This window comes from Amycolatopsis sp. NPDC051061 (assembly GCF_040682935.1).
Taxonomy (GTDB): domain Bacteria; phylum Actinomycetota; class Actinomycetes; order Mycobacteriales; family Pseudonocardiaceae; genus Amycolatopsis.
This window is the reverse complement of the sequence record NZ_JBFBBZ010000049.1, coordinates 37,448-54,930: the sequence shown is the minus strand read 5'-3', so window position 1 is coordinate 54,930 and position 17,483 is coordinate 37,448. Positions and strand designations below refer to the sequence as shown.

The following is a 17,483-nucleotide window of genomic DNA, read 5'->3' as shown; positions in this document are numbered from 1 at the left end:
CGATGCACGTCGAACTGACCGCGGCGCAGAAAGCACTGCGCACCGAGTTCCGCGACTACTTCGCCGGGCTGATCAGCCCCGGGGAACGCCAGGCGATGCTGCGCGAGCGGCACGGACCGGTGTTCCGCGAGATCGTCCGCCGGATGGGCCGCGACGGCCGGCTCGGCGTCGGCTGGCCGGTGGAGTACGGCGGGCAGGGCTTCGGCGGGATCGAGCAGCACCTGTTCGTCGACGAGGCCGCGCGCGCCGACGTCCAGCTGCCCTCGGTGACGCTGCAGACCGTCGGGCCGACCCTGCAGCAGTACGGCACGGACGAGCAGAAGTCCTTCTTCCTCCCCAAGATCCTGGCCGGCGAAATCCACTTCGCGATCGGCTACACCGAGCCGGAGGCGGGCACCGACCTCGCCGCGCTGCGGACGACGGCGGTGCGCGACGGCGACGAGTACGTCGTCAACGGCCAGAAGATCTTCACCACCGGCGGCCACGACGCGGACTACATCTGGCTCGCCGTCCGGACCGCGCCGGACGCGCCGCGGCACAAGGGCATCTCGATCCTCATCATGGACACGAGCGACCCCGGCTACTCCTGGACGCCGATCATCACCTGCGACGGCGCCCACCACGTCAACGCGACGTACTATTCGGACGTTCGGGTTCCGGTGGACCGCCTGGTGGGCAAGGAGAACGAGGGCTGGCGGCTGATCACGACGCAGCTCAACCACGAGCGCGTCATGCTCGGCCCGGCCGGGCGGATCGGCGGGTTGTACGACCGCGTGCGCGCCTGGGCCGCCGCCCACGGCCTGCTGGACCTCGCCGACGTCCGGGCCGTGCTGGCCGAGGCGATGGCGGTGACGCGGGTGAACGAGCTGCTGAACTGGCAGGTCGCGGTGTCCTCGGCGAGCGCGCCGGTGGCCGTCGGCGACGCCTCGGCGACGAAGGTGTTCAGCTCCGAGGTCATCCAGCGCATCGGCCGGAACCTCGAAGAGCTCGTCGGGCGCCACGGCGACCTGGCCGATCCGGACACCGCCGAGCTGGCGGAATGGCTGGACGTCGCCGCGAAGCGCAACATCGTGCTGACGTTCGGCGGCGGGGTCAGCGAAATCCAACGGGAGCTGATCGCCTCGATCGGCCTGGGCCTGCCGAGGGTGCCGCGATGAACGACCAGGACATCATCGAAGCCGCCGAGAAGGTCGCCGCGCGCGGCGAATGCGCGCCGCGCCTGGCGCGGGACCCGGTGAACCAGGCCATGGTGAACAACTGGGTAGAAGCGATCGGGGACACCAACCCGGTCTACACCGACCCGGAGTTCGCCGCGAAGAGTGTCCACAAGGGACTGGTGGCGCCGCCCGCGATGGCGCAGGTGTGGACGATGGGCGGGCTGAACGTCCCGCGCGGCACCGACGACCCGCTCGGCCTGATGATGGAGCTGCTGGACGAGGCCGGGTTCACGTCCGTCGTGGCGACGAACTCGGAGCAGACCTACCACCGCTACCTGCGGCCCGGCGAACAGGTCGAAGTGCGGACGGCGCTGGAAAGCGTGGTCGGCCCCAAAAAGACCGCGCTGGGGGAAGGCTGGTTCGTCACCACGCGCGTGCGGTGGTACGTCGAAGACGAAGCCGTGGCGGAGATGATGTTCCGCGTCCTCAAGTTCCGCCCGCCCGCGCCGAAGCCGCCACCGGCGCCGGTGCTGCGGCCGGTGATCAGCCGCGACACGGAGTTCTTCTGGGACGGTCTTCGCGAAGGCGAGCTGCGGATCCAGCGCTGGGGCGAGACCCTGCGGCACCCACCCGGGCCGATGCCGCCCGACGGCTCGCTGGACGCGAAGCCGGACTACGTGGTCGCGAGCGGCCGCGGAACCGTGTATTCGTACGTCGTGCACCACCACCCGCCGGTGCCGGGCAAGGAAATGCCGTTCGTCGTGGCGCTCGTGGAGCTGGAAGAGGGGGTCCGGGTGCTGGCCGAACTGCTGGATGCCTCAGCCGAGGAAGTCCACATCGGACTTCCGGTGGTGGCGACCTTCGTCCGCGTCGACGACGACCTGACGCTGCCCGCCTGGAAGGTGGCGCGATGACCGTCGCCGAAGGAACCGAGCTGCCGCCGCTGACGATCGAGGCGACGCCGACGTTCGTCATCAGCACCGCACTGGCCACCCGCGACTTCCAGGACGTCCACCACGACCGGGATTCGGCGGCGGCGCGCGGCTCGAAGGACATCTTCCTCAACATCCTCACCGACACCGGCCTGGTGCAGCGGTTCGTGTCGGCGTGGGCCGGGCCGGAGGCGCTGATCCGGTCGGTCAAGATCCGGCTCGGGGTGCCCTGCTACGCCTACGACACGCTGACGTTCACCGGTCGCGTGGTTTCCCGGGAGGGCAACGACGTCGTCGTGGCGGTGTCCGGGGTGGACTCGCTCGGCGAGCACGTCGCCGGGACCGTGGAGGTGACGCTGCCGTGACGCTCTCGGGTCAGGCGGCCATCGCCGGGATCGGCGCGACGGAGTTCTCGAAGGACTCCGGGCGCAGCGAACTGCGGCTGGCCGCCGAATGCATTTCCCACGCCTTGGCCGATGCCGGGCTGGCCGCGTCCGATGTGGACGGACTGGTGTCGTTCACCATGGACGGCAACGCGGAAATCGCGGTGGCGCGGGAGCTGGGAATCCCCGAACTGAAGTTCTTCAGCCGCATCCACTACGGCGGCGGCGCGGCGGCGGCGACCGTGCAGCAGGCCGCGATGGCGGTGGCGACCGGCGTCGCGGACGTCGTCGTCGCGTACCGGGCGTTCAACGAGCGTTCCGGCATGCGGTTCGGCCAGGTGTCCCCGGCCGCGGCCGGACAGGTCAACTCGTCCGGCGTCGACAACGCGTTCCACTACCCGATGGGCATCGCGACGCCGGCCGCGACGGTGGCCATGGTCGCGCAGCGGTACCTCCACGACTACGGCGCGACGAGCGAGGACTTCGGCCGGGTGGCGGTGGTCGACCGCAAGCACGCGGCGACCAACCCGAACGCGTGGTTCCACGAGCGGCCGATCACCCTCGAGGAGCATCAGTCGTCACGCTGGGTGGCCGAGCCGCTGCACCTGCTCGACTGCTGTCAGGAGAGCGACGGCGGGGTGGCCCTGGTCGTGACGAGCGTCGAACGGGCCCGCGATCTGGCGCAGGCGCCGGCGGTGATCGCGGCGGCGGCGCAGGGGAGCGGGCCGGACCAGTACGTGATGACGAGCTACTACCGCGACGACCTGGCCGCGCTGCCCGAGATGGGCGTCGTGGGGCGGCAGCTGTGGGGCCAGTCCGGGCTCGGACCGTCCGATGTGGACGTCGCCGTGCTGTACGACCACTTCACGCCGTACGTGTTGATGCAGCTGGAGGAGCTGGGTTTCTGCGGTCGCGGCGAGGCGAAGGACTTCATCGCCGACGGCGCGCTGGAGCTCGACGGCGCGCTGCCGTTGAACCCGCACGGCGGCCAGCTCGGCGAGGCGTACATCCACGGGATGAACGGCATCGCGGAGGGTGTCCGGCAGCTCCGCGGCACGGCGGTCAACCAGGTCGCCGGCGCGGCCCGGGTGCTGGTCACGGCGGGGACGGGAGTGCCGACGAGCGGCCTCATCCTGACGGGTGACTGAGGCGTCACCTCATTGACGGCTGGTGCCCGGCCGTCGTGGATGTCACGGTGGAGACACCACCCACGACGGAGAGTGAGGCCGACTGGCGATGGTCGTCGACTGGACGCTCACCGCGGTGTTCGCGGCGCTGGCGCTGCCGTGCGTGCTGCGGCTCGTCCGCCTCGACTACGGGCGGCTGGGGTTGTCGGTGCGCCACGGCGACCTGGCGGAGCTGCTGCTGGTGGTCGCGATGGTGGCGATGCTGTCCCCGGTCGGCGGCCCGATCCCGGCGGCGGGCTGGCAGGCGGTGCTGGCGTTGACGGCGGGCTGGTTCGCGGTGGCGTGGTGGCGGGGCCGAGCGGGCTGCGCGCACCACGCGCTCTCGGCGGCGGCGATGCTCTACATGGTGACGGCGATGCCCCACGACGGCATGGCGCACGGGCCGTGGCTGACGATGTCCACGATGGACTCACGACTGGCGTTGCCGCTGGTCGCGGTGGCGGCGGCGGGGTATTTCGTGGCGGACGCGGCGTGGTCGGGGGTGCGCGCGGTCCGCAGGTCGGTGCTGGCGCCGTCCGGATCGGCCGGTTCCGCGGTGGAGGCGGCCGGGGGCGGGGCCGGGCAGGCTTCGCGCGCGGTCTGCCGGGCGGTGATGGGAGCCGGCATGGGCTACATGCTGCTGGCGTCGGCCCTGTGAGGTGAGCCGAGGCGGACTTCTCAGTCCTGGATCCGGCGAACCTCGCCCAAGGGGCTTTCGCCGGCGGCCGGGAGCGAAGCCGCCGGGTGGCTCGCCGTCCACTGGGTCGCCGCCGCGATGTCGTTCTTCAGCGCCGTGATCAGGTCCTCCGCCGAGGCGTACGCCTGCTGCTCCCGCAGGTGGGTCCCCAGCCACACCACCAGCGTCTCGTCGTACAGATCCCCCGTGAAGTCCAGCAGGTGGGCCTCCAGCAGCCGGTACCCGTCCGCTCCGTAGTACGTCGGGCGGCGGCCGACCGAGATGGCCGCCGCGATGTGGGAGCCGTCGAAACGGCGGACCCAGCCCGCCCACACCCCGTCGCCCACGGACCCGGCCTGGTCGCGCAGTGCGATGTTCGCCGTGGGAAAGCCCAGCTCACGGCCTCGTTCGTCGCCGTGCTCGACCGTGCCCCGCACCACGAAGTATTCCGGCATCCGTCCTCCCGAAGTCACCCCTCCACGGTAGCGGTCGAGGGCCGGGACGTTCTCACGAAGTGGACACCAGTACCGTGTCCGCCAGCACCGGCGCGTCGTCGCGCTCCACCGCCGTCGTCGTCACCAAGAGCCGCTCCTCCGAGCGCCACACCCGGATCCGCAGCGTCTCGCCCGGGAACACCACCCCGGCGAACTTCGTCGCGAACGACGCCACCCGCGCCGGATCGCCGTCGAGGAACTCGTTGACCAGCACGCGCGCGACGATCCCGTACGTGCACAGCCCGTGCAGAATCGGCTGGGGGAATCCGGCCGACGCGGCGAACGCCGGGTCCGCGTGCAGCGGGTTCCGGTCCCCGCACAGCCGGTACAGCAGCGCCTGCTGGGGCAACGTCGGCGTCTCGAAGACGAAGTCCGGCGCGCGCGTCGGCCACTCGATCCGGTCGGACGGACCCCGCGAACCCCCGAAACCGCCTTCACCGCGGGCGAAGATGCTCGACCGGGCCGTCCACAGCGGATCGCCGGCCGACGAGGTCACCGCGACCTCCTGGACCACCACCGCGGCCTTGCCCTTGTCGAACACGTCCGCGATCCGCGAGCGAGCCACCGCCTTCCCCGACGGGGGGATCGGCCGGTGCAGGGTGACCTCCTGCTTGCCGTGCAGCACCTTCGCCAGGTCGATCTCCACACCCGGGAACGACACCGCCGGCGGGTCGAACACCCGCAGGTTCGCCGCGACCGTCGCGAACGTCGGCAGCACCACCAGGTCCTGCTCGTAGGTGTAGCGCAGCTCGTCCGGGCCGGCACCCAGGGCCAGGTGGTAGAGCAGCACGTCCGACGACGTCCAGGCGAAGTTCACCTCGCCGATCTCGGCACCGATGGCGACCGCGGGATCGATGGGCACCCGAAACTCCTATTCGTAGCTGACCGAGACGTCGTCGGTGACCGGCAGCGACTGGCAGGCCAGCACGATGCCGTCCGCCATGTCCTCGGCGTCCAGGACCTCGTTGTGCAGCATCTTCACCTCACCCGACACGATCCGGCACGCGCACGCACTGCATTGTCCCTCGCGGCACGAGTACGGCGCGTCCATCCCCGCGTCCAGCAGGTGGTCGAGGAGTTTTCGCTGCCGCGGCCAGGCCATTTCCCGTGTCTCGCCGTCCAGCGTCACCGTCAGCGAAGCGGGCGCTTCGTCCGATTCCGCGACCGGCTCCTCGACCACGGACTCGAACGGGTTCCCCGTCAGCGACGTGAACTTTTCGACGTGCACCCGGTCCCGCGGCACCCCGAGCTGCCCGAGCGCCTCCCGCACGGCGGCCATGAACGGCGCCGGGCCACACAGGAAAGCCTCGTAAGCGGTGTAAACGGAAGCCAGCCCGCGCAGCTGCGAGACGTCCGGGAGGCCCTGCACGCTCTCCAGCCAGTGCACGACGACCAGGCGGTCTCCGTAGCGCTTCGCCAGCGAAGCCAGCTCACCCGCGAAGATCACCGAATTCTCGTCGCGGTTCGCGTAGACCAGCACGACGCGCCCGGAACCCTGCTCCAGCGCCGTCTTGAGGATCGCCATCACCGGCGTGATGCCGCTGCCGCCGGCGAACAGCAGGAAGTCCTCGTCCACCGACGCCGGGCAGAACACCCCGGCCGGCGCCAGGACGTCGACCCGCATCCCCGGCTTCAAGGACGAGCAGACCCAGCTCGACCCATACCCGCCGTCGGTCCGCTTGACCGTCACCTGCACGCGGTTCTCGTGCGGCGCGCTCGACAGCGAGTAGCACCGGGCCACCGAACCGGTCCGTTCGCTGGGGATCCGCAGCGTCAGGAACTGCCCGGCGGAATAGCGGAACGCCGAGGCGTGCTCGGGCGGGATCTCGAACACCACCGACCGCGCGTCCGGCGTCTCGACGACGACGTCGGCGACCGTCAGCGTGTAGACCCGCTCACCCATCGGCCACCGCCAGCTCGCCGTCGCGCACGGCGTCGCCGATGCTGTCCGCCAGCTTCGGGCACGTGTCGAGCAACGCCGAAGGGCCGTCCGCGTCGGCGAACACCGGGCAGCTTTCCGCCGGCGAAGACGTCCACTGGATGCTCGTGTGCTGGATGCTGTTCTTCTTCACCAGCACGCACGTCCCGCAGCTGCGGCACTCGTGCGGCCGCAGCCCGCCGGTCAGGAACTCGACGGTCTCGGCGGTGGTCACACTTCCGCCTCGGTCTTCTGCCGGGCCAGGTTCTCCGCCACCTCGGCCGCCCACGCCTCGTTGGCCTTCGAAGTGTCCACTTCGAACTCGAATCGCCGGGTCATGTCCTCGGTGACGTCGGCGGCGTCGACGTAGAACTGCTGGTACCACCGGCGGAGCTGGTAGACCGGACCGTCCTCTTCGCACAGCAGCGGGTTGTCGATCTGCGTCTTGTGCTTCCAGATCTCGACGTCCTGCAGGAATCCCGCGCCGATGCCCTTGGCGAGCTTCGCCGCGATCTTGTCCGCGTGCTCGTCGGTCAGCCCGTGCTGCTTCTTGACCTTCATGCCGTACTGCAGCACGAACGACGTCGGCGTCACGGGGTAGTGGCAGTTGATCAGCACGCTCTCGATGTCGTAGCCCTGGAACGAGTTCACCAGCTTGTTGATCATGTAGGACGGCCCGAAGTACGACGCCTCCGACCGCAGCAGGTTGTCCTCGCCGCCGTAGTTCGACGCCATGCCCATGTCCGGGCGGCCCTTGGTGTTGAGGTACTGCGTGGCGATGTGGCCCTCGAACACGTTCTTGAAGTACGTCGGGTAGGCGTAGTGGATGTAGAAGAAGTGCGCCATGTCGACGACGTTGTCGATGATCTCGCGGCAGTTGGAGCCGTCGATGAAGATCGAGTCCCACGTCCAGTTGCTCCACTCGGAGCTGTCGGCGGCTTCGATGTGCGGGATGGCCAGCTCGTCCGGCGGCGGGTTGCCCTCCGGGTCGTGCCACACCATGAGCTGCCCGTTCCGCTCCTGCGCCGTCCACGCCCGCGTCCGCGCGCGCAGCGGAACCCGCTTGGCGTAGGGGATCGAGACGCACTTGCCCTTGCCGTTCCAGCGCCAGTCGTGGAACGGGCACGCGACCTCGTCGCCCTTGATCGTGCCCTGGGTGAGGTCGCCGCCCATGTGCCGGCAGTAGCCGTCGAGCACGTTCAGGTCGCCGTTCGAGCCGGCGAACACGACGAGCTTCGTGCCGAACGCCGTGATGGCGTGCGGTTTCCCGTCGCGGAAGTTCTTCGCCAGGCCGAGGCAGTGCCAGCCGCGCGCGAAGCGGGTCGGCGGCTCACCGGCGTAGATGGTGCGTACGGACTCCTGCGTCATCGCTCGCCTCCCGTGGTCCCTTGATCATCGCGGGCCACCCGCGTGGCCGCAAGGTAGCCGAACACCATGGCCGGGCCGATGGTCGCGCCCGGTCCGGCGTAGGTCCGGCCCATCACGGCCGCGCTGACGTTGCCCGCGGCATACAGGCCCGGCACGACCGAGCCGTCCTCACGCAGGACTTGCGCGTGTTCGTCGGTGCGCAGCCCGCCCTTGGTCCCCAGGTCGCCGGGCACGATCTTCACCGCGTAGTACGGCGCTTTGTCCAGGGGGCCGAGGCTGGGGTTGGGCTTGTTGCGCGGATCGCCGTAGTAGTGGTCGTACTTGCTGACCCCGCGCTGGAAGTCCTCGTCGACGCCGTTGCGCGCGAAGCCGTTGAAGCGCTCGACGGTCGCGGAGAGGCCTTCCGGCGGGACGTCCATCTTCGCGGCCAAGCCTTCCAGTGAGCTCGACTTCACCGCGATCCCGGCCTTGAACCAGCGGCCGGGCAGCGGCCGGCGCGGCCCGACGCCGGTGAACATGTACCGGTCCTTGTAGCGCTGGTCGAATACGAGCCAGGTCGGAATGTGCTCACCCGGCCCGTCCCCGGCGCCGTACATCGCGTGGACGGCCTCGACGTAGGGCGCCGACTCGTTGACGAACCGCTCGCCGCGTCCGTCGACCATGATGCAGCGTGGCCGCGAGCGCTCGGCGAGCGCGAACCACGGGCCGCCGGTGAGCGGCAGCGTCGGGCCCCACCAGGCGTCGTCCATCAGGTCGAGCGCGGTGCCGAGCCGGAGGCCGGCGGTGATGCCGTCGCCGGTGTTGGCGGCCGCGCCGACGGTCCACTCGATGCCGATCGGGGCGCGCTGGTACTTCTCGCGCATCTCGAGGTTCTGCTCGAACCCGCCGCTGGCGAGGATCACGCCCCGCCGGGCCTCGACGACTCCGTCCGAGGTGACGACGCCGGTGACGCGGTCGTCCTCGATGTGCAGATCGACGAGCGGGGTGTTCAGCCGGACGTCGACGCCCGCCCTGGTCAGGCCCACCCGCAGGCCGGCCGCAAGCGCTTGCCCCATGCTCAGCAGCCGCTGCCCGCGGACCTTCCCGGCCAGCCACTGGACGCCCAGCGACAGCATCCGGACGACCCCGCGCGGATGCCGCGCGAGGAGGCTCAGCCAGCGGTAGTCGGCCTGGGTGATGGGCACGCCGAGCGGGGGAGCGCTGTACGGCGGTTCGAGGTGGGCCAGGTCGTCGCCGAGCAGCTTGCCGTCGAAGGCCATCGGCTCGACCGAGCGGCCGCCGGGCCGCCCGCCGGGCGCTTCGGGGTGGTAGTCGCTGTAGTCGCGGACCCAGCGGAACCTCAGTGGCGTGTGGTCGCAGACGAACTTCAGCACCTCGGGCCCGTGCGCGAGGAACGTGTCGCGCCGGACGGCCGGGACGACGTCACCGACGATCGAGGCGAGGTATTCGCGGGCCCGCTCGGGCGGTTCGTCGATGCCGGCGGCGCGCAGCGCGTGGTTGCCCGGCAGCCAGACCCCGCCGCCGGAGCGGGCGGTCGAGCCGCCGAAGCAGGCCGCCTTCTCGAGGACGACGACGCTCAGGCCATTGCGGGCCGCGGCCAGCGCGGCGGTCATCCCGGCGGCGCCGCTGCCGACGACGACAACGTCGAACTGCTCCGTCATGCCACCTCACCTGCTGTATCAATGGTTGTCGATCAGACCGGCAGCCACGGCGGAAACCCCTCACCACGAGCGGTCCGCCGCGGCCCGTATCCGCCTGCTTCTGGTCAGATCGATAACGTGTTCCATGAAATGAGTATCCAGTTGGGAGCCGCTTCGGCCACCATAGACGAGAACGTGTTCCAGTTCTAGGGTGGTGGCCATGGACGAACTCGTCGCGGACGTCATCATCGTGGGGTTCGGAGCGGCCGGCGCCTGCGCCGCCCTCGAAGCGGCCGACGCGGGCGCCGACGTCATTCTCGTCGAGCGGTTCGCCGGCGGCGGCGCCAGTGCGGTCAGCGGAGGCGTGGTCTACGCGGGCGGCGGCACCGCCCAGCAACTCGACGCGGGCGTCGACGATTCGGTCGACGCGATGCATGCCTACCTGCGGCTCGAAGCCGGGGACGTCGTCTCCGAGGCGACCTTGCGGCGCTTCTGCGAAGGCAGCCGCGAGATGATCACCTGGCTGGAGGGCAACGGCGTGCCGTTCGAGGGCAGCCTGTGTCCCTACAAGACGTCGTACCCGAGCGACGCCCACTACCTGTACTACTCCGGCAGCGAAGCCGCGGGCGGTTTCCGCGACGCCGCGAAGCCCGCGCCACGCGGTCACCGCGTCAAGGGGCCCGGCACCTCGGGGAAGATGCTGATGACGCGCCTCGAAGAAGCGGTGCGCAAGCGCGAGATCCGGGTGCTGCCCCAGACGAACGCGCGGACGCTGATCCAGGAGGACGGCCGCGTCACCGGGCTCGTCGCGGACACGCTGCGGGACGCGCCCGCGGGGGTGCGCGCCCGGCATCAGCGGCTCTCGCGGTACTCCGCGAAACCCGGCATCTACATGCCTTCGCTGCGCAAGTTGCTGCACCGCCGCGTCGAACGCCTGGAGCGTGCGCACGGCCGTGAGCTGCGGATCACCGCCCGGCGCGGGGTGGTGCTCGCCGCGGGCGGGTTCATCGCCAACCGGGAGATGGTCCGCGCACACGCGCCCGCTTACCGCGGTGGGCTCCCGCTCGGCACGTCCGCCGACGACGGCTCGGGCATCCGGCTCGGCGTCGAGGCCGGGGCGGCCACCGGGGAACTCGGCCGGATCTCGGCGTGGCGGTTCGTCACGCCGCCCAGTGCGTTCCTCGGCGGGATCATCGTCGACGCCGGCGGACGGCGGGTCATCGACGAGGCCCGGTACGGTGCCGCAGTCGGCGAGAAGCTCATCGAGGGCCACGAGGGCAAGGGCTGGCTGCTCGTCGACGCGCCGATCGTGGCGGAGGCGCGGCGGGACACCAAGGCCCAAAGCCAGTGGTTCCAGGGGCTCCAGCTGCGGTACCTCCTCCGGCGTGGCCGCGTCACCGGCGCGACGGTCGAAGAGGTGGCGCGCAAGGCCGGGGTCGATCCCCAGGGCCTGCGCGCGAGCGTCGAGGCCTACCACGGCGCCGAGGACCCGATGGGCAAACCCACCGAATTCGCGCGGCGGCTGGACAACCCGCCGTTCTCCCTCATCGACATCTCGGTGCGGCCCAACCTGGGCTACCCCACGCCGATGCTGACGCTGGGCGGCCTGGTCGTGGACGAGGACACCGGCGCGGTGCGGAGCGCGGCGGGCGAGCCGATCCCCGGCCTGTACGCCGCCGGGCGCACCGCGGTGGGAATCTGTTCCAGGTCCTACGTGAGCGGCTTGTCCCTGGCCGACTGCGTGTTTTCCGGGCGCAGGGCGGGGATCAACAGTGCTCTGGCGCAGGGTGTTCTCGACAAAAACGAGAACGTGTTCTAGTCTTGCGGGAGTGAACGCGAGAGAGGACTGCGCATGAGTGAGCCTGCGAGCGAATCATCGAACACTGCGCGCGCCGCTCAGGCCGGGCCGAGCGTCAGCGAGGGCCGCGCATGAGCGAGCAGGTGATCGCCGGGGTCCGGGACCTCCTGCCGGTCCTGCGGGAACGGGCCCAGGACACCGAGGACGCGCGACGCGTCCCCGAGGAGTCCGTCAAGGCCCTGCAGGAGACCGGGTTCTTCAAGATGCTGCAGCCGAAGTCGCACGGCGGCCTCGAAGCCGATCCGGTGAGCTTCTACACCGCGGTCAAGCTGATCGCGAGCGCGTGCGGGTCCACCGGCTGGGTCGCCTCCATCCTCGGCGTCCACCCGTGGCACGTGGCGCTGTTCGACGCGCAGGCGCAGCAGGAGGTCTGGGGCGAGGACCAGGACGTGCGGATCTCCTCGTCCTACGCCCCGATGGGCAAGGCGGAGGTCGTCGAAGGCGGCTACCGGCTGACCGGCCGGTGGAGCTTCTCCTCCGGCAGCGACCACTGCACGTGGGTGCTGCTCGGCGGGCCGGCGTTCAAGGACGGCAAGCCGGTCGACTTCTGCACCTATCTGCTGCCGATCGCGGACTACTCCATCGTGGACGTCTGGGACACGATCGGCCTGCGCGGCACCGGTTCGAACGACATCGTCGTCGAGGACGTCTTCATCCCGCAGCACCGGGCGCTGAGCTTCATCGCGACGTCGAAGTGCAAGGTGCCGGGCCAGGCCGTCAACCCGGGGCCGCTGTACCGGCTGCCCTACGGTTCGGTGCACCCGAGCACGATCACCGCGCCGATCATCGGGATGGCCCAGGGCGCCTACGACGCGCACGTCGAGCACCAGGGCAAGCGCGTGCGGGCCGCGTACGCCGGCGAACAGTCCAAAGAGGACCCGTTCGCCAAGGTGCGGATCGCCGAGGCGGCCAGCGAGATCGACGCCGCCTGGCTGCAGCTGACCCGCAACATCGACGATCTGTACGAGCTGGCCAAGCGCGAGGAACGGCTGCCCGTGGACCTGCGGCTGCGCGTCCGGCGCGACCAGGTGCGCGGCACCGAACGCGCGATCGCCGCGATCGACCGGCTCTTCGAGAACTCCGGCGGCCGGGCGATCCAGCGCGGCACGCCGATCCAGCGCTTCTGGCGCGACGCGCACGCCGGCCGGGTCCACGCGGCCAACGACGCCGAGCGCGCGTACGTCATGTTCGGTACCGGCGCCTTCGGGCTGCCCGTCGAGAACGCGATGTACTGATGGCCGTTCCCGAAGGAAAGTACGTCCAGGCCGGCGAGCTCAAGCTGCACTACCACGAAGCCGGCGCGGAACACGCCGAGACGGTGATCCTGCTGCACGGCGGCGGGCCCGGCGCGTCGGCGTGGAGCAACTTCGGGCGCAACCTGCCGGAGTTCGCCAAGCACTACCGGACGATCGCCGTCGACCAGCCCGGTTTCGGCCGCTCCGACAAGCCGACCGAGCACCCGCAGTACTTCCGCTACAGCGCGGACGCCGTCGTCGGCCTGATGGACGCCCTGGGGATCGAGCGCGCCCACTTCGTCGGCAACTCGCTCGGCGGCGGCGCGGCGGTCCGGCTGGCACTGAACCACGGCAAGCGCGCGGGCCGGCTCGTGCTGATGGGGCCGGGCGGGCTGAGCGTCAACGTCTTCGCGCCCGACCCGACCGAAGGTGTCAAGAACCTCGGCCGCTTCGCCGCGAAACCGAGCCGGGAACGCATGGAAGCGTTCCTGCGCATCATGGTCCACGACCAGGCGCTGATCACCGACGAGCTGATCGACGACCGGTTCGCCGCGGCGAACACCCCCGAGTCCCTATCCGCCGTGCGGGCGATGGGCAGATCGTTCGCGCAGCCCGACACCTACGAAGAAGGCATGCTCTGGCGCGAGGCTCACCGCCTCCGCCAGCGCGTGCTCCTGATCTGGGGCCGTGAGGACCGCGTCAATCCGTTGGACGGCGCCCTGCTCGCACTGAAAACCATCCCGCGCGCGCAGCTGCACGTGTTCGGCGGCTGCGGGCACTGGGCCCAGCTGGAGAAGTTCGACGAATTCAACCGGCTGGCCCTCGACTTCCTCGGGAGTTCCTGATGGGCATCCGGTCACTGGGCTACCTCCGCGTCGAAGCCACCGACATGGCCGCGTGGCGCGAGTACGGGCTCAAGGTGCTCGGCATGGTCGAGGGCAAGGGGGAAAACCCCGACGCGCTCTACCTGCGCATGGACGACTTCCCGGCCCGGCTGGTGATCTCGCCGGGGCCGGCCGACCGGCTGGCGACCACCGGCTGGGAGGCCGCCAACGCCGGCGAGCTGGCCGAGATCCGGTCGCGGTTGGACAGTGCTTCGGTGCCCTACAAGGAGGGCACGCCCGAGGAGCTGGCCGACCGGCGCGTCGACGAGCTGATCAGCTTCGACGACCCGTCCGGCAACACCCAGGAGGTGTTCCACGGCGTCGCGCTGCAGCACCGCCGCGTCGTCAGCCCGTACGGCCACACGTTCGTCACCGGCGAGCAGGGCCTCGGTCACGTCGTCTTGTCCACAAAGGACGACGAGGCGTCCCTGCGGTTCTATCGCGACGTCCTCGGCTTCCGGCTGCGCGACTCGATGCGCCTGCCGCCGCAGATGCTCGGCCGGCCCGCCGACGGCCCGCCCGCGTGGCTGCGGTTCTTCGGCTGCAACCCGCGCCACCACAGCCTGGCGTTCCTGCCGATGCCGACGCCGAGCGGCATCGTGCACCTCATGGTCGAGGTGGAGAACACCGACGACGTCGGACTGTGCCTCGATCGCGCGATCCGGCGGAAGGTGCCGATGTCGGCCACGCTCGGCCGGCACGTCAACGACCTGATGCTGTCGTTCTACATGAAGACCCCCGGCGGCTTCGACGTCGAGTTCGGCTGCGAGGGCCGGCAGGTCGACGACGAGAACTGGATCGCCCGCGAGAGCACCGCGGTCTCCCTGTGGGGGCACGACTTCTCGGTCGGCGCGCGACCGCCGGGCGCATGACGTCGGTGGCGGTCGACCAGACCGAGTTCCGCAGTGTGCTCGGGCACTTCTGCACGGGCGTCACCGTGGTCACCGGCCGCGATGGCGACACCCTCGCCGGGTTCGCCTGCCAGTCGTTCGCCGCGCTGTCGCTCGACCCGCCGCTGGTGCTGTTCTGCCCGGCTCGCACGTCGCGGACGTGGCCGGTGCTCGCCGCGGCCGGCCGGTTCGCGGTCAACGTACTGGCCGAGCACCAGCAGGAGGTCAGCGCGGTGTTCGGCGCCCGCGGCGAGGACAAGTTCGCCCGCGTCGGCTGGACGCCGTCGCCGTCCGGGGCGCCGCTGCTCGACGGCGCCCTCACCTGGATCGACTGCACGCTGGAGGCGGTGCACGAGGCGGGCGACCACTACGTCGTGATCGGCCGGGTCACCGCGCTGGGCGCGCCGTCGGACGCCCGGCCGCTGCTGTTCCACCGGGGCCGGTACGCGGTCACCGAGCCGGCCCGGGACGCGCTGGCCGCGCTGATGCCGTGGCCGCGTCCGGACGACTGGCTCTGAGTAACGGCCGCCGGGCCGCGGGCGACTCGCGGGCACGGTGGGGGCGCGCGGGCCTGGCTCCGCTGCTCGCCGGGCTCACCCGGCCGGACCTGCGGATCCACCTGGCCGGGCACGGCTTCGGCGGCCGGGTGGTGACGGCGGCGGCGAACGCGCGCGCGGCCGGCTCGCCGGCCACGCTGACCCTGCTGCAGGCGATCGTCCCGCGGTCCTGCTTCTCGGCGGAACCGCCCGGTGAATTCCGCGCCGTCCTTCGTGGCCGGCCGCTCCGACGTCCGCGGACCGGAAATCGCGCACGCGCTGTGGTCGGCGATCGCGGCCAGTTAGCGCGACCGGGTGGTTGTGCACGGGTTCACAGGTGGGCCGCATCCCATTTACGAGAGAAAGTCGAGCCCCTGCGCGCACACTGTTACCGAGATGACGTCTTTCCGGGAGGGAGTGAGTCGCGCATGCGTGGGCCCAGCGGACGGATCGCCCGGTTCCGGCGCCGGTTGCACCCCGGACACAACCCGCTGACCAGGTTCGGCGACCGCGTCGAGGCGGCCCTGCTGGTGCTGGTCTTCGCCGGCGCGCTCCTGGCGCTGCCGTTCGCGGCGGCGTTCGGCTCCGACACGTACGCGTCGCAGACCGCCCGGGCCGAGCAGGAACGCACCACCCGCCACCCGGCGACGGCGGTGTCGCTCGTCGCGGCCCCCAGCCAGACCTACAGCACCGACGGCGCGGGAGCTCCGGCCGACCAGACGACGGTCCAGGCCGCGTGGTTCGACGCGCGCGGCGCCCGCCACACCGGCGACGTCCTCGCCGACGCGGGCAGCCCGGCGGGCACGCGCGTGTCGGTGTGGCTGGACCAGCGCGGCGAGCTGACGAACGAGCCGCTTTCGCCGTCCACCTCGGCCGCCGACGGGGTCTTCGCGGCGATCCTGCTGTGGGTCGCGATCACCGGCGCGCTGGCGGCGGTGTACGGCGCCGGTCGCCTCGCGGTGAGCCGCCTCCACTCGGCGGCGTGGGACCGCGCGTGGGCCGAAGCCCGCCACGACAGCCGGTTCTGAGTCACTTCCAGCGGAAGTGCACGAACACCCGGCCGAAGTTGTCCTTGTCCTTCTCGATCCGGTGGTAGAGCGCCTTGACGTCCTTGCGCTCGAGGAACCGCAGGACGTGCTTCTTCAGCTGACCCGACCCCTTGCCCGGGATGATCTCGACGAGCGGCGCCTTCTTGGCGATGGCCTCGTCGATGATCGCCTTGAGCGCCCGGTCGATCTCGCCACCGCGGTTGTAGATGTCGTGGAGGTCCAGCTTCAGCTTCACAGCGCCTGCCACCAGCCGTCCACCGGCGGGGGCTCGCTCACGTCGACGCGCTCGCCCGGGCGGGGGATCGCCAGGGTCAGGTCCGCCGCCTTCGCCTCGCGCCACACCCGGTCCGCCGGCTCGCCCCACGGGTGCATCGCCAGCTGGAACGTCGCCCAGTGCACCGGGATCAGCAGGTTCGCTCGCACGTCGATCCCCGCCGCGACGCCTTCCTCCGGCGTCATGTGGATGTCGGACCACTGCGCGGCGTACGCGCCGATCTGGATCAGGGCCGCGTCGAACGGGCCGTGCGCCTCGCCGATCGCGGCGAAACCGTCGAAATAGCCCGTGTCACCGCTGTAGAACACCCGGTGCGCGGGACCCAGCAAGGCCCACGACGTCCAGAGCGTGTCGTCGTTCGTGATGCCGCGGCCCGAAAAGTGCTGGGCCGGGGTCGCGACGAAGCGGATGCCCGCCACCGTCGCCTCTTCGTGCCAGTCCAGCTCGATGATCCGCGAAGCCGGGACCCGCCAGCGCTCCAGGTGCGCGCCCACCCCGAGCGGCACGAGGAAGGGCGCGTCGCCGGACGCCACCAGCGAACGGACCGTCGCCAGGTCCAGGTGGTCGTAGTGGTCGTGCGAGATCACCACCGCGTCCACCCGGCCGAGGTCCGACAGCGCCACCGGCGGCTCGTGCAGCCGCCGCGGGCCCGCGAACGCCGCGGGCGACACCCGGTCGCTCCAGACCGGGTCCAGCAGCACGCGGGCGCCGTCCAGCTCGACCAGCGCCGACGCGTGGCCGTACCACGTCACGTGCAGGCCGTCGGCCGAGAGCACCGGGGCCGACGCCACCAGCGGCACCGCCCCGGGAGGCTTGCGCAGCTCGCGGTGCTCGCCGAAGAACATCTCGCGGAAGATGGTCCGCATCGACGACGCGGTCATCGGCAGCCGCGTGGCGGCGTTGCGGAACACCTTGCCGTCGAACTGCGGCGAGGCGCGGACCCGCTTGGCCCGCGCCCCGGTGGCCTTCCCGCCGAACGCCGCCGGCAGGTCCCGCAGCGCCGCGATCGTCTTCCTCATCCCC

General features: G+C 71.0%; 19 protein-coding genes. 11 read left to right on the top strand and 8 right to left on the bottom strand.

The features are described from left to right. Positions 1 to 2 precede the first annotated feature (2 nt). From AB0N03_RS42125 to AB0N03_RS42105, 5 genes are all read left to right on the top strand, one after another. Positions 3 to 1,157 carry an acyl-CoA dehydrogenase family protein gene (locus tag AB0N03_RS42125; RefSeq protein ID WP_364384856.1) on the top strand — a complete coding sequence of 385 codons (1,155 nt, stop codon included), beginning with the start codon at positions 3 to 5 and terminating at the stop codon, positions 1,155 to 1,157. Continuing rightward, entirely contained in the window at positions 1,154 to 2,071 is a 918-nt protein-coding gene (locus AB0N03_RS42120) for an OB-fold domain-containing protein (RefSeq protein WP_364384853.1), read from the top strand. The genes AB0N03_RS42125 and AB0N03_RS42120 overlap by 4 nt, the downstream gene beginning before the upstream one ends. Next, complete coding sequence (locus AB0N03_RS42115) at positions 2,068 to 2,454, top strand: MaoC family dehydratase (RefSeq protein WP_364384850.1); 387 nt, start codon at positions 2,068 to 2,070, stop codon at positions 2,452 to 2,454. The genes AB0N03_RS42120 and AB0N03_RS42115 overlap by 4 nt, the downstream gene beginning before the upstream one ends. After that, entirely contained in the window at positions 2,451 to 3,620 is a 1,170-nt protein-coding gene (locus AB0N03_RS42110; RefSeq protein ID WP_364384847.1) for a lipid-transfer protein, read from the top strand. Before AB0N03_RS42115 ends, AB0N03_RS42110 begins: the two co-directional genes overlap by 4 nt. Positions 3,621 to 3,708: 88 nt before the next feature. Next, on the top strand, positions 3,709 to 4,296 hold the full coding sequence (locus AB0N03_RS42105; RefSeq protein ID WP_364384844.1) for a DUF5134 domain-containing protein: 588 nt from the start codon (positions 3,709 to 3,711) through the stop codon (positions 4,294 to 4,296). Between the two features lie 20 nt (positions 4,297 to 4,316). On the opposite strand, the gene AB0N03_RS42100 is transcribed toward AB0N03_RS42105, so the two are convergent. Genes AB0N03_RS42100 through kstD form a run of 6 tightly spaced genes read right to left on the bottom strand, consistent with a single transcriptional unit; the run spans position 4,317 to position 9,755 of the window. Continuing rightward, positions 4,317 to 4,769, bottom strand: a complete 453-nt coding sequence (locus tag AB0N03_RS42100) for a riboflavin kinase (RefSeq protein ID WP_364384841.1) — start codon at positions 4,767 to 4,769, stop codon at positions 4,317 to 4,319. Positions 4,770 to 4,821: 52 nt separating this feature from the next. After that, on the bottom strand, positions 4,822 to 5,670 hold the full coding sequence (locus AB0N03_RS42095; protein WP_364384838.1) for a MaoC/PaaZ C-terminal domain-containing protein: 849 nt from the start codon (positions 5,668 to 5,670) through the stop codon (positions 4,822 to 4,824). Positions 5,671 to 5,679: 9 nt separating this feature from the next. Then, the gene (locus AB0N03_RS42090) at positions 5,680 to 6,711 is read right to left on the bottom strand and encodes a ferredoxin--NADP reductase (RefSeq protein ID WP_364384830.1); all 1,032 of its coding nucleotides are present in this window, start codon (positions 6,709 to 6,711) and stop codon (positions 5,680 to 5,682) included. Continuing rightward, positions 6,704 to 6,961 (bottom strand): hypothetical protein, encoded by a 258-nt coding sequence (locus AB0N03_RS42085; RefSeq protein WP_364384828.1) that lies wholly within the window; start codon positions 6,959 to 6,961, stop codon positions 6,704 to 6,706. The genes AB0N03_RS42090 and AB0N03_RS42085 overlap by 8 nt, the downstream gene beginning before the upstream one ends. Then, positions 6,958 to 8,094: a Rieske 2Fe-2S domain-containing protein gene (locus AB0N03_RS42080; protein WP_364384825.1), complete on the bottom strand. Its 1,137-nt coding sequence runs from the start codon at positions 8,092 to 8,094 to the stop codon at positions 6,958 to 6,960. The genes AB0N03_RS42085 and AB0N03_RS42080 overlap by 4 nt, the downstream gene beginning before the upstream one ends. Further along, positions 8,091 to 9,755 carry a 3-oxosteroid 1-dehydrogenase gene (gene kstD / locus AB0N03_RS42075; protein WP_364384822.1) on the bottom strand — a complete coding sequence of 555 codons (1,665 nt, stop codon included), beginning with the start codon at positions 9,753 to 9,755 and terminating at the stop codon, positions 8,091 to 8,093. Before kstD ends, AB0N03_RS42080 begins: the two co-directional genes overlap by 4 nt. A gap of 199 nt (positions 9,756 to 9,954) precedes the next feature. On the opposite strand from kstD, the gene AB0N03_RS42070 reads away from it, so the two are divergent. The 6 genes from AB0N03_RS42070 (at position 9,955) to AB0N03_RS42045 (ending at position 16,165) form a co-directional block, all read left to right on the top strand. Next, positions 9,955 to 11,553: an FAD-binding protein gene (locus AB0N03_RS42070; RefSeq protein ID WP_364384820.1), complete on the top strand. Its 1,599-nt coding sequence runs from the start codon at positions 9,955 to 9,957 to the stop codon at positions 11,551 to 11,553. A gap of 110 nt (positions 11,554 to 11,663) precedes the next feature. Further along, on the top strand, positions 11,664 to 12,827 hold the full coding sequence (gene hsaA / locus AB0N03_RS42065; protein ID WP_364384817.1) for a 3-hydroxy-9,10-secoandrosta-1,3,5(10)-triene-9,17-dione monooxygenase oxygenase subunit: 1,164 nt from the start codon (positions 11,664 to 11,666) through the stop codon (positions 12,825 to 12,827). After that, positions 12,827 to 13,672, top strand: coding sequence for a 4,5:9,10-diseco-3-hydroxy-5,9,17-trioxoandrosta-1(10),2-diene-4-oate hydrolase (hsaD, locus tag AB0N03_RS42060; protein ID WP_364384815.1), 846 nt, complete (start codon positions 12,827 to 12,829; stop codon positions 13,670 to 13,672). The genes hsaA and hsaD overlap by 1 nt, the downstream gene beginning before the upstream one ends. Then, positions 13,672 to 14,583: an iron-dependent extradiol dioxygenase HsaC gene (gene hsaC / locus AB0N03_RS42055; protein ID WP_364384812.1), complete on the top strand. Its 912-nt coding sequence runs from the start codon at positions 13,672 to 13,674 to the stop codon at positions 14,581 to 14,583. Before hsaD ends, hsaC begins: the two co-directional genes overlap by 1 nt. Continuing rightward, positions 14,580 to 15,119: a 3-hydroxy-9,10-secoandrosta-1,3,5(10)-triene-9,17-dione monooxygenase reductase subunit gene (hsaB, locus tag AB0N03_RS42050; protein ID WP_364384809.1), complete on the top strand. Its 540-nt coding sequence runs from the start codon at positions 14,580 to 14,582 to the stop codon at positions 15,117 to 15,119. The genes hsaC and hsaB overlap by 4 nt, the downstream gene beginning before the upstream one ends. 446 nt (positions 15,120 to 15,565) lie before the next feature. Continuing rightward, entirely contained in the window at positions 15,566 to 16,165 is a 600-nt protein-coding gene (locus AB0N03_RS42045; RefSeq protein WP_364384806.1) for a hypothetical protein, read from the top strand. A gap of 1 nt (position 16,166) precedes the next feature. Here the strand turns inward: AB0N03_RS42045 and AB0N03_RS42040 are convergent, their stop codons facing one another. Together AB0N03_RS42040 and AB0N03_RS42035 are read right to left on the bottom strand one after the other, a co-directional pair. Then, positions 16,167 to 16,433 (bottom strand): Smr/MutS family protein, encoded by a 267-nt coding sequence (locus AB0N03_RS42040; RefSeq protein ID WP_364384803.1) that lies wholly within the window; start codon positions 16,431 to 16,433, stop codon positions 16,167 to 16,169. Further along, complete coding sequence (locus tag AB0N03_RS42035; RefSeq protein ID WP_364384801.1) at positions 16,418 to 17,479, bottom strand: MBL fold metallo-hydrolase; 1,062 nt, start codon at positions 17,477 to 17,479, stop codon at positions 16,418 to 16,420. The genes AB0N03_RS42040 and AB0N03_RS42035 overlap by 16 nt, the downstream gene beginning before the upstream one ends. Positions 17,480 to 17,483: the final 4 nt, after the last annotated feature.

Coding starts and splice junctions, on each gene's coding strand:
- hsaB (WP_364384809.1), top strand. CDS start 14,580: ATGACGTCGGTGGCGGTCGACCAGACCGAGTTCCGCAGTGTGCTCGGG.
- AB0N03_RS42045 (WP_364384806.1), top strand. CDS start 15,566: ATGCGTGGGCCCAGCGGACGGATCGCCCGGTTCCGGCGCCGGTTGCAC.
- kstD (WP_364384822.1), bottom strand. CDS start 9,755: ATGACGGAGCAGTTCGACGTTGTCGTCGTCGGCAGCGGCGCCGCCGGG.
- AB0N03_RS42070 (WP_364384820.1), top strand. CDS start 9,955: ATGGACGAACTCGTCGCGGACGTCATCATCGTGGGGTTCGGAGCGGCC.
- hsaC (WP_364384812.1), top strand. CDS start 13,672: ATGGGCATCCGGTCACTGGGCTACCTCCGCGTCGAAGCCACCGACATG.
- AB0N03_RS42115 (WP_364384850.1), top strand. CDS start 2,068: ATGACCGTCGCCGAAGGAACCGAGCTGCCGCCGCTGACGATCGAGGCG.
- hsaA (WP_364384817.1), top strand. CDS start 11,664: ATGAGCGAGCAGGTGATCGCCGGGGTCCGGGACCTCCTGCCGGTCCTG.
- AB0N03_RS42090 (WP_364384830.1), bottom strand. CDS start 6,711: ATGGGTGAGCGGGTCTACACGCTGACGGTCGCCGACGTCGTCGTCGAG.
- hsaD (WP_364384815.1), top strand. CDS start 12,827: ATGGCCGTTCCCGAAGGAAAGTACGTCCAGGCCGGCGAGCTCAAGCTG.
- AB0N03_RS42100 (WP_364384841.1), bottom strand. CDS start 4,769: ATGCCGGAATACTTCGTGGTGCGGGGCACGGTCGAGCACGGCGACGAA.
- AB0N03_RS42035 (WP_364384801.1), bottom strand. CDS start 17,479: ATGAGGAAGACGATCGCGGCGCTGCGGGACCTGCCGGCGGCGTTCGGC.
- AB0N03_RS42120 (WP_364384853.1), top strand. CDS start 1,154: ATGAACGACCAGGACATCATCGAAGCCGCCGAGAAGGTCGCCGCGCGC.
- AB0N03_RS42125 (WP_364384856.1), top strand. CDS start 3: ATGCACGTCGAACTGACCGCGGCGCAGAAAGCACTGCGCACCGAGTTC.
- AB0N03_RS42105 (WP_364384844.1), top strand. CDS start 3,709: ATGGTCGTCGACTGGACGCTCACCGCGGTGTTCGCGGCGCTGGCGCTG.
- AB0N03_RS42080 (WP_364384825.1), bottom strand. CDS start 8,094: ATGACGCAGGAGTCCGTACGCACCATCTACGCCGGTGAGCCGCCGACC.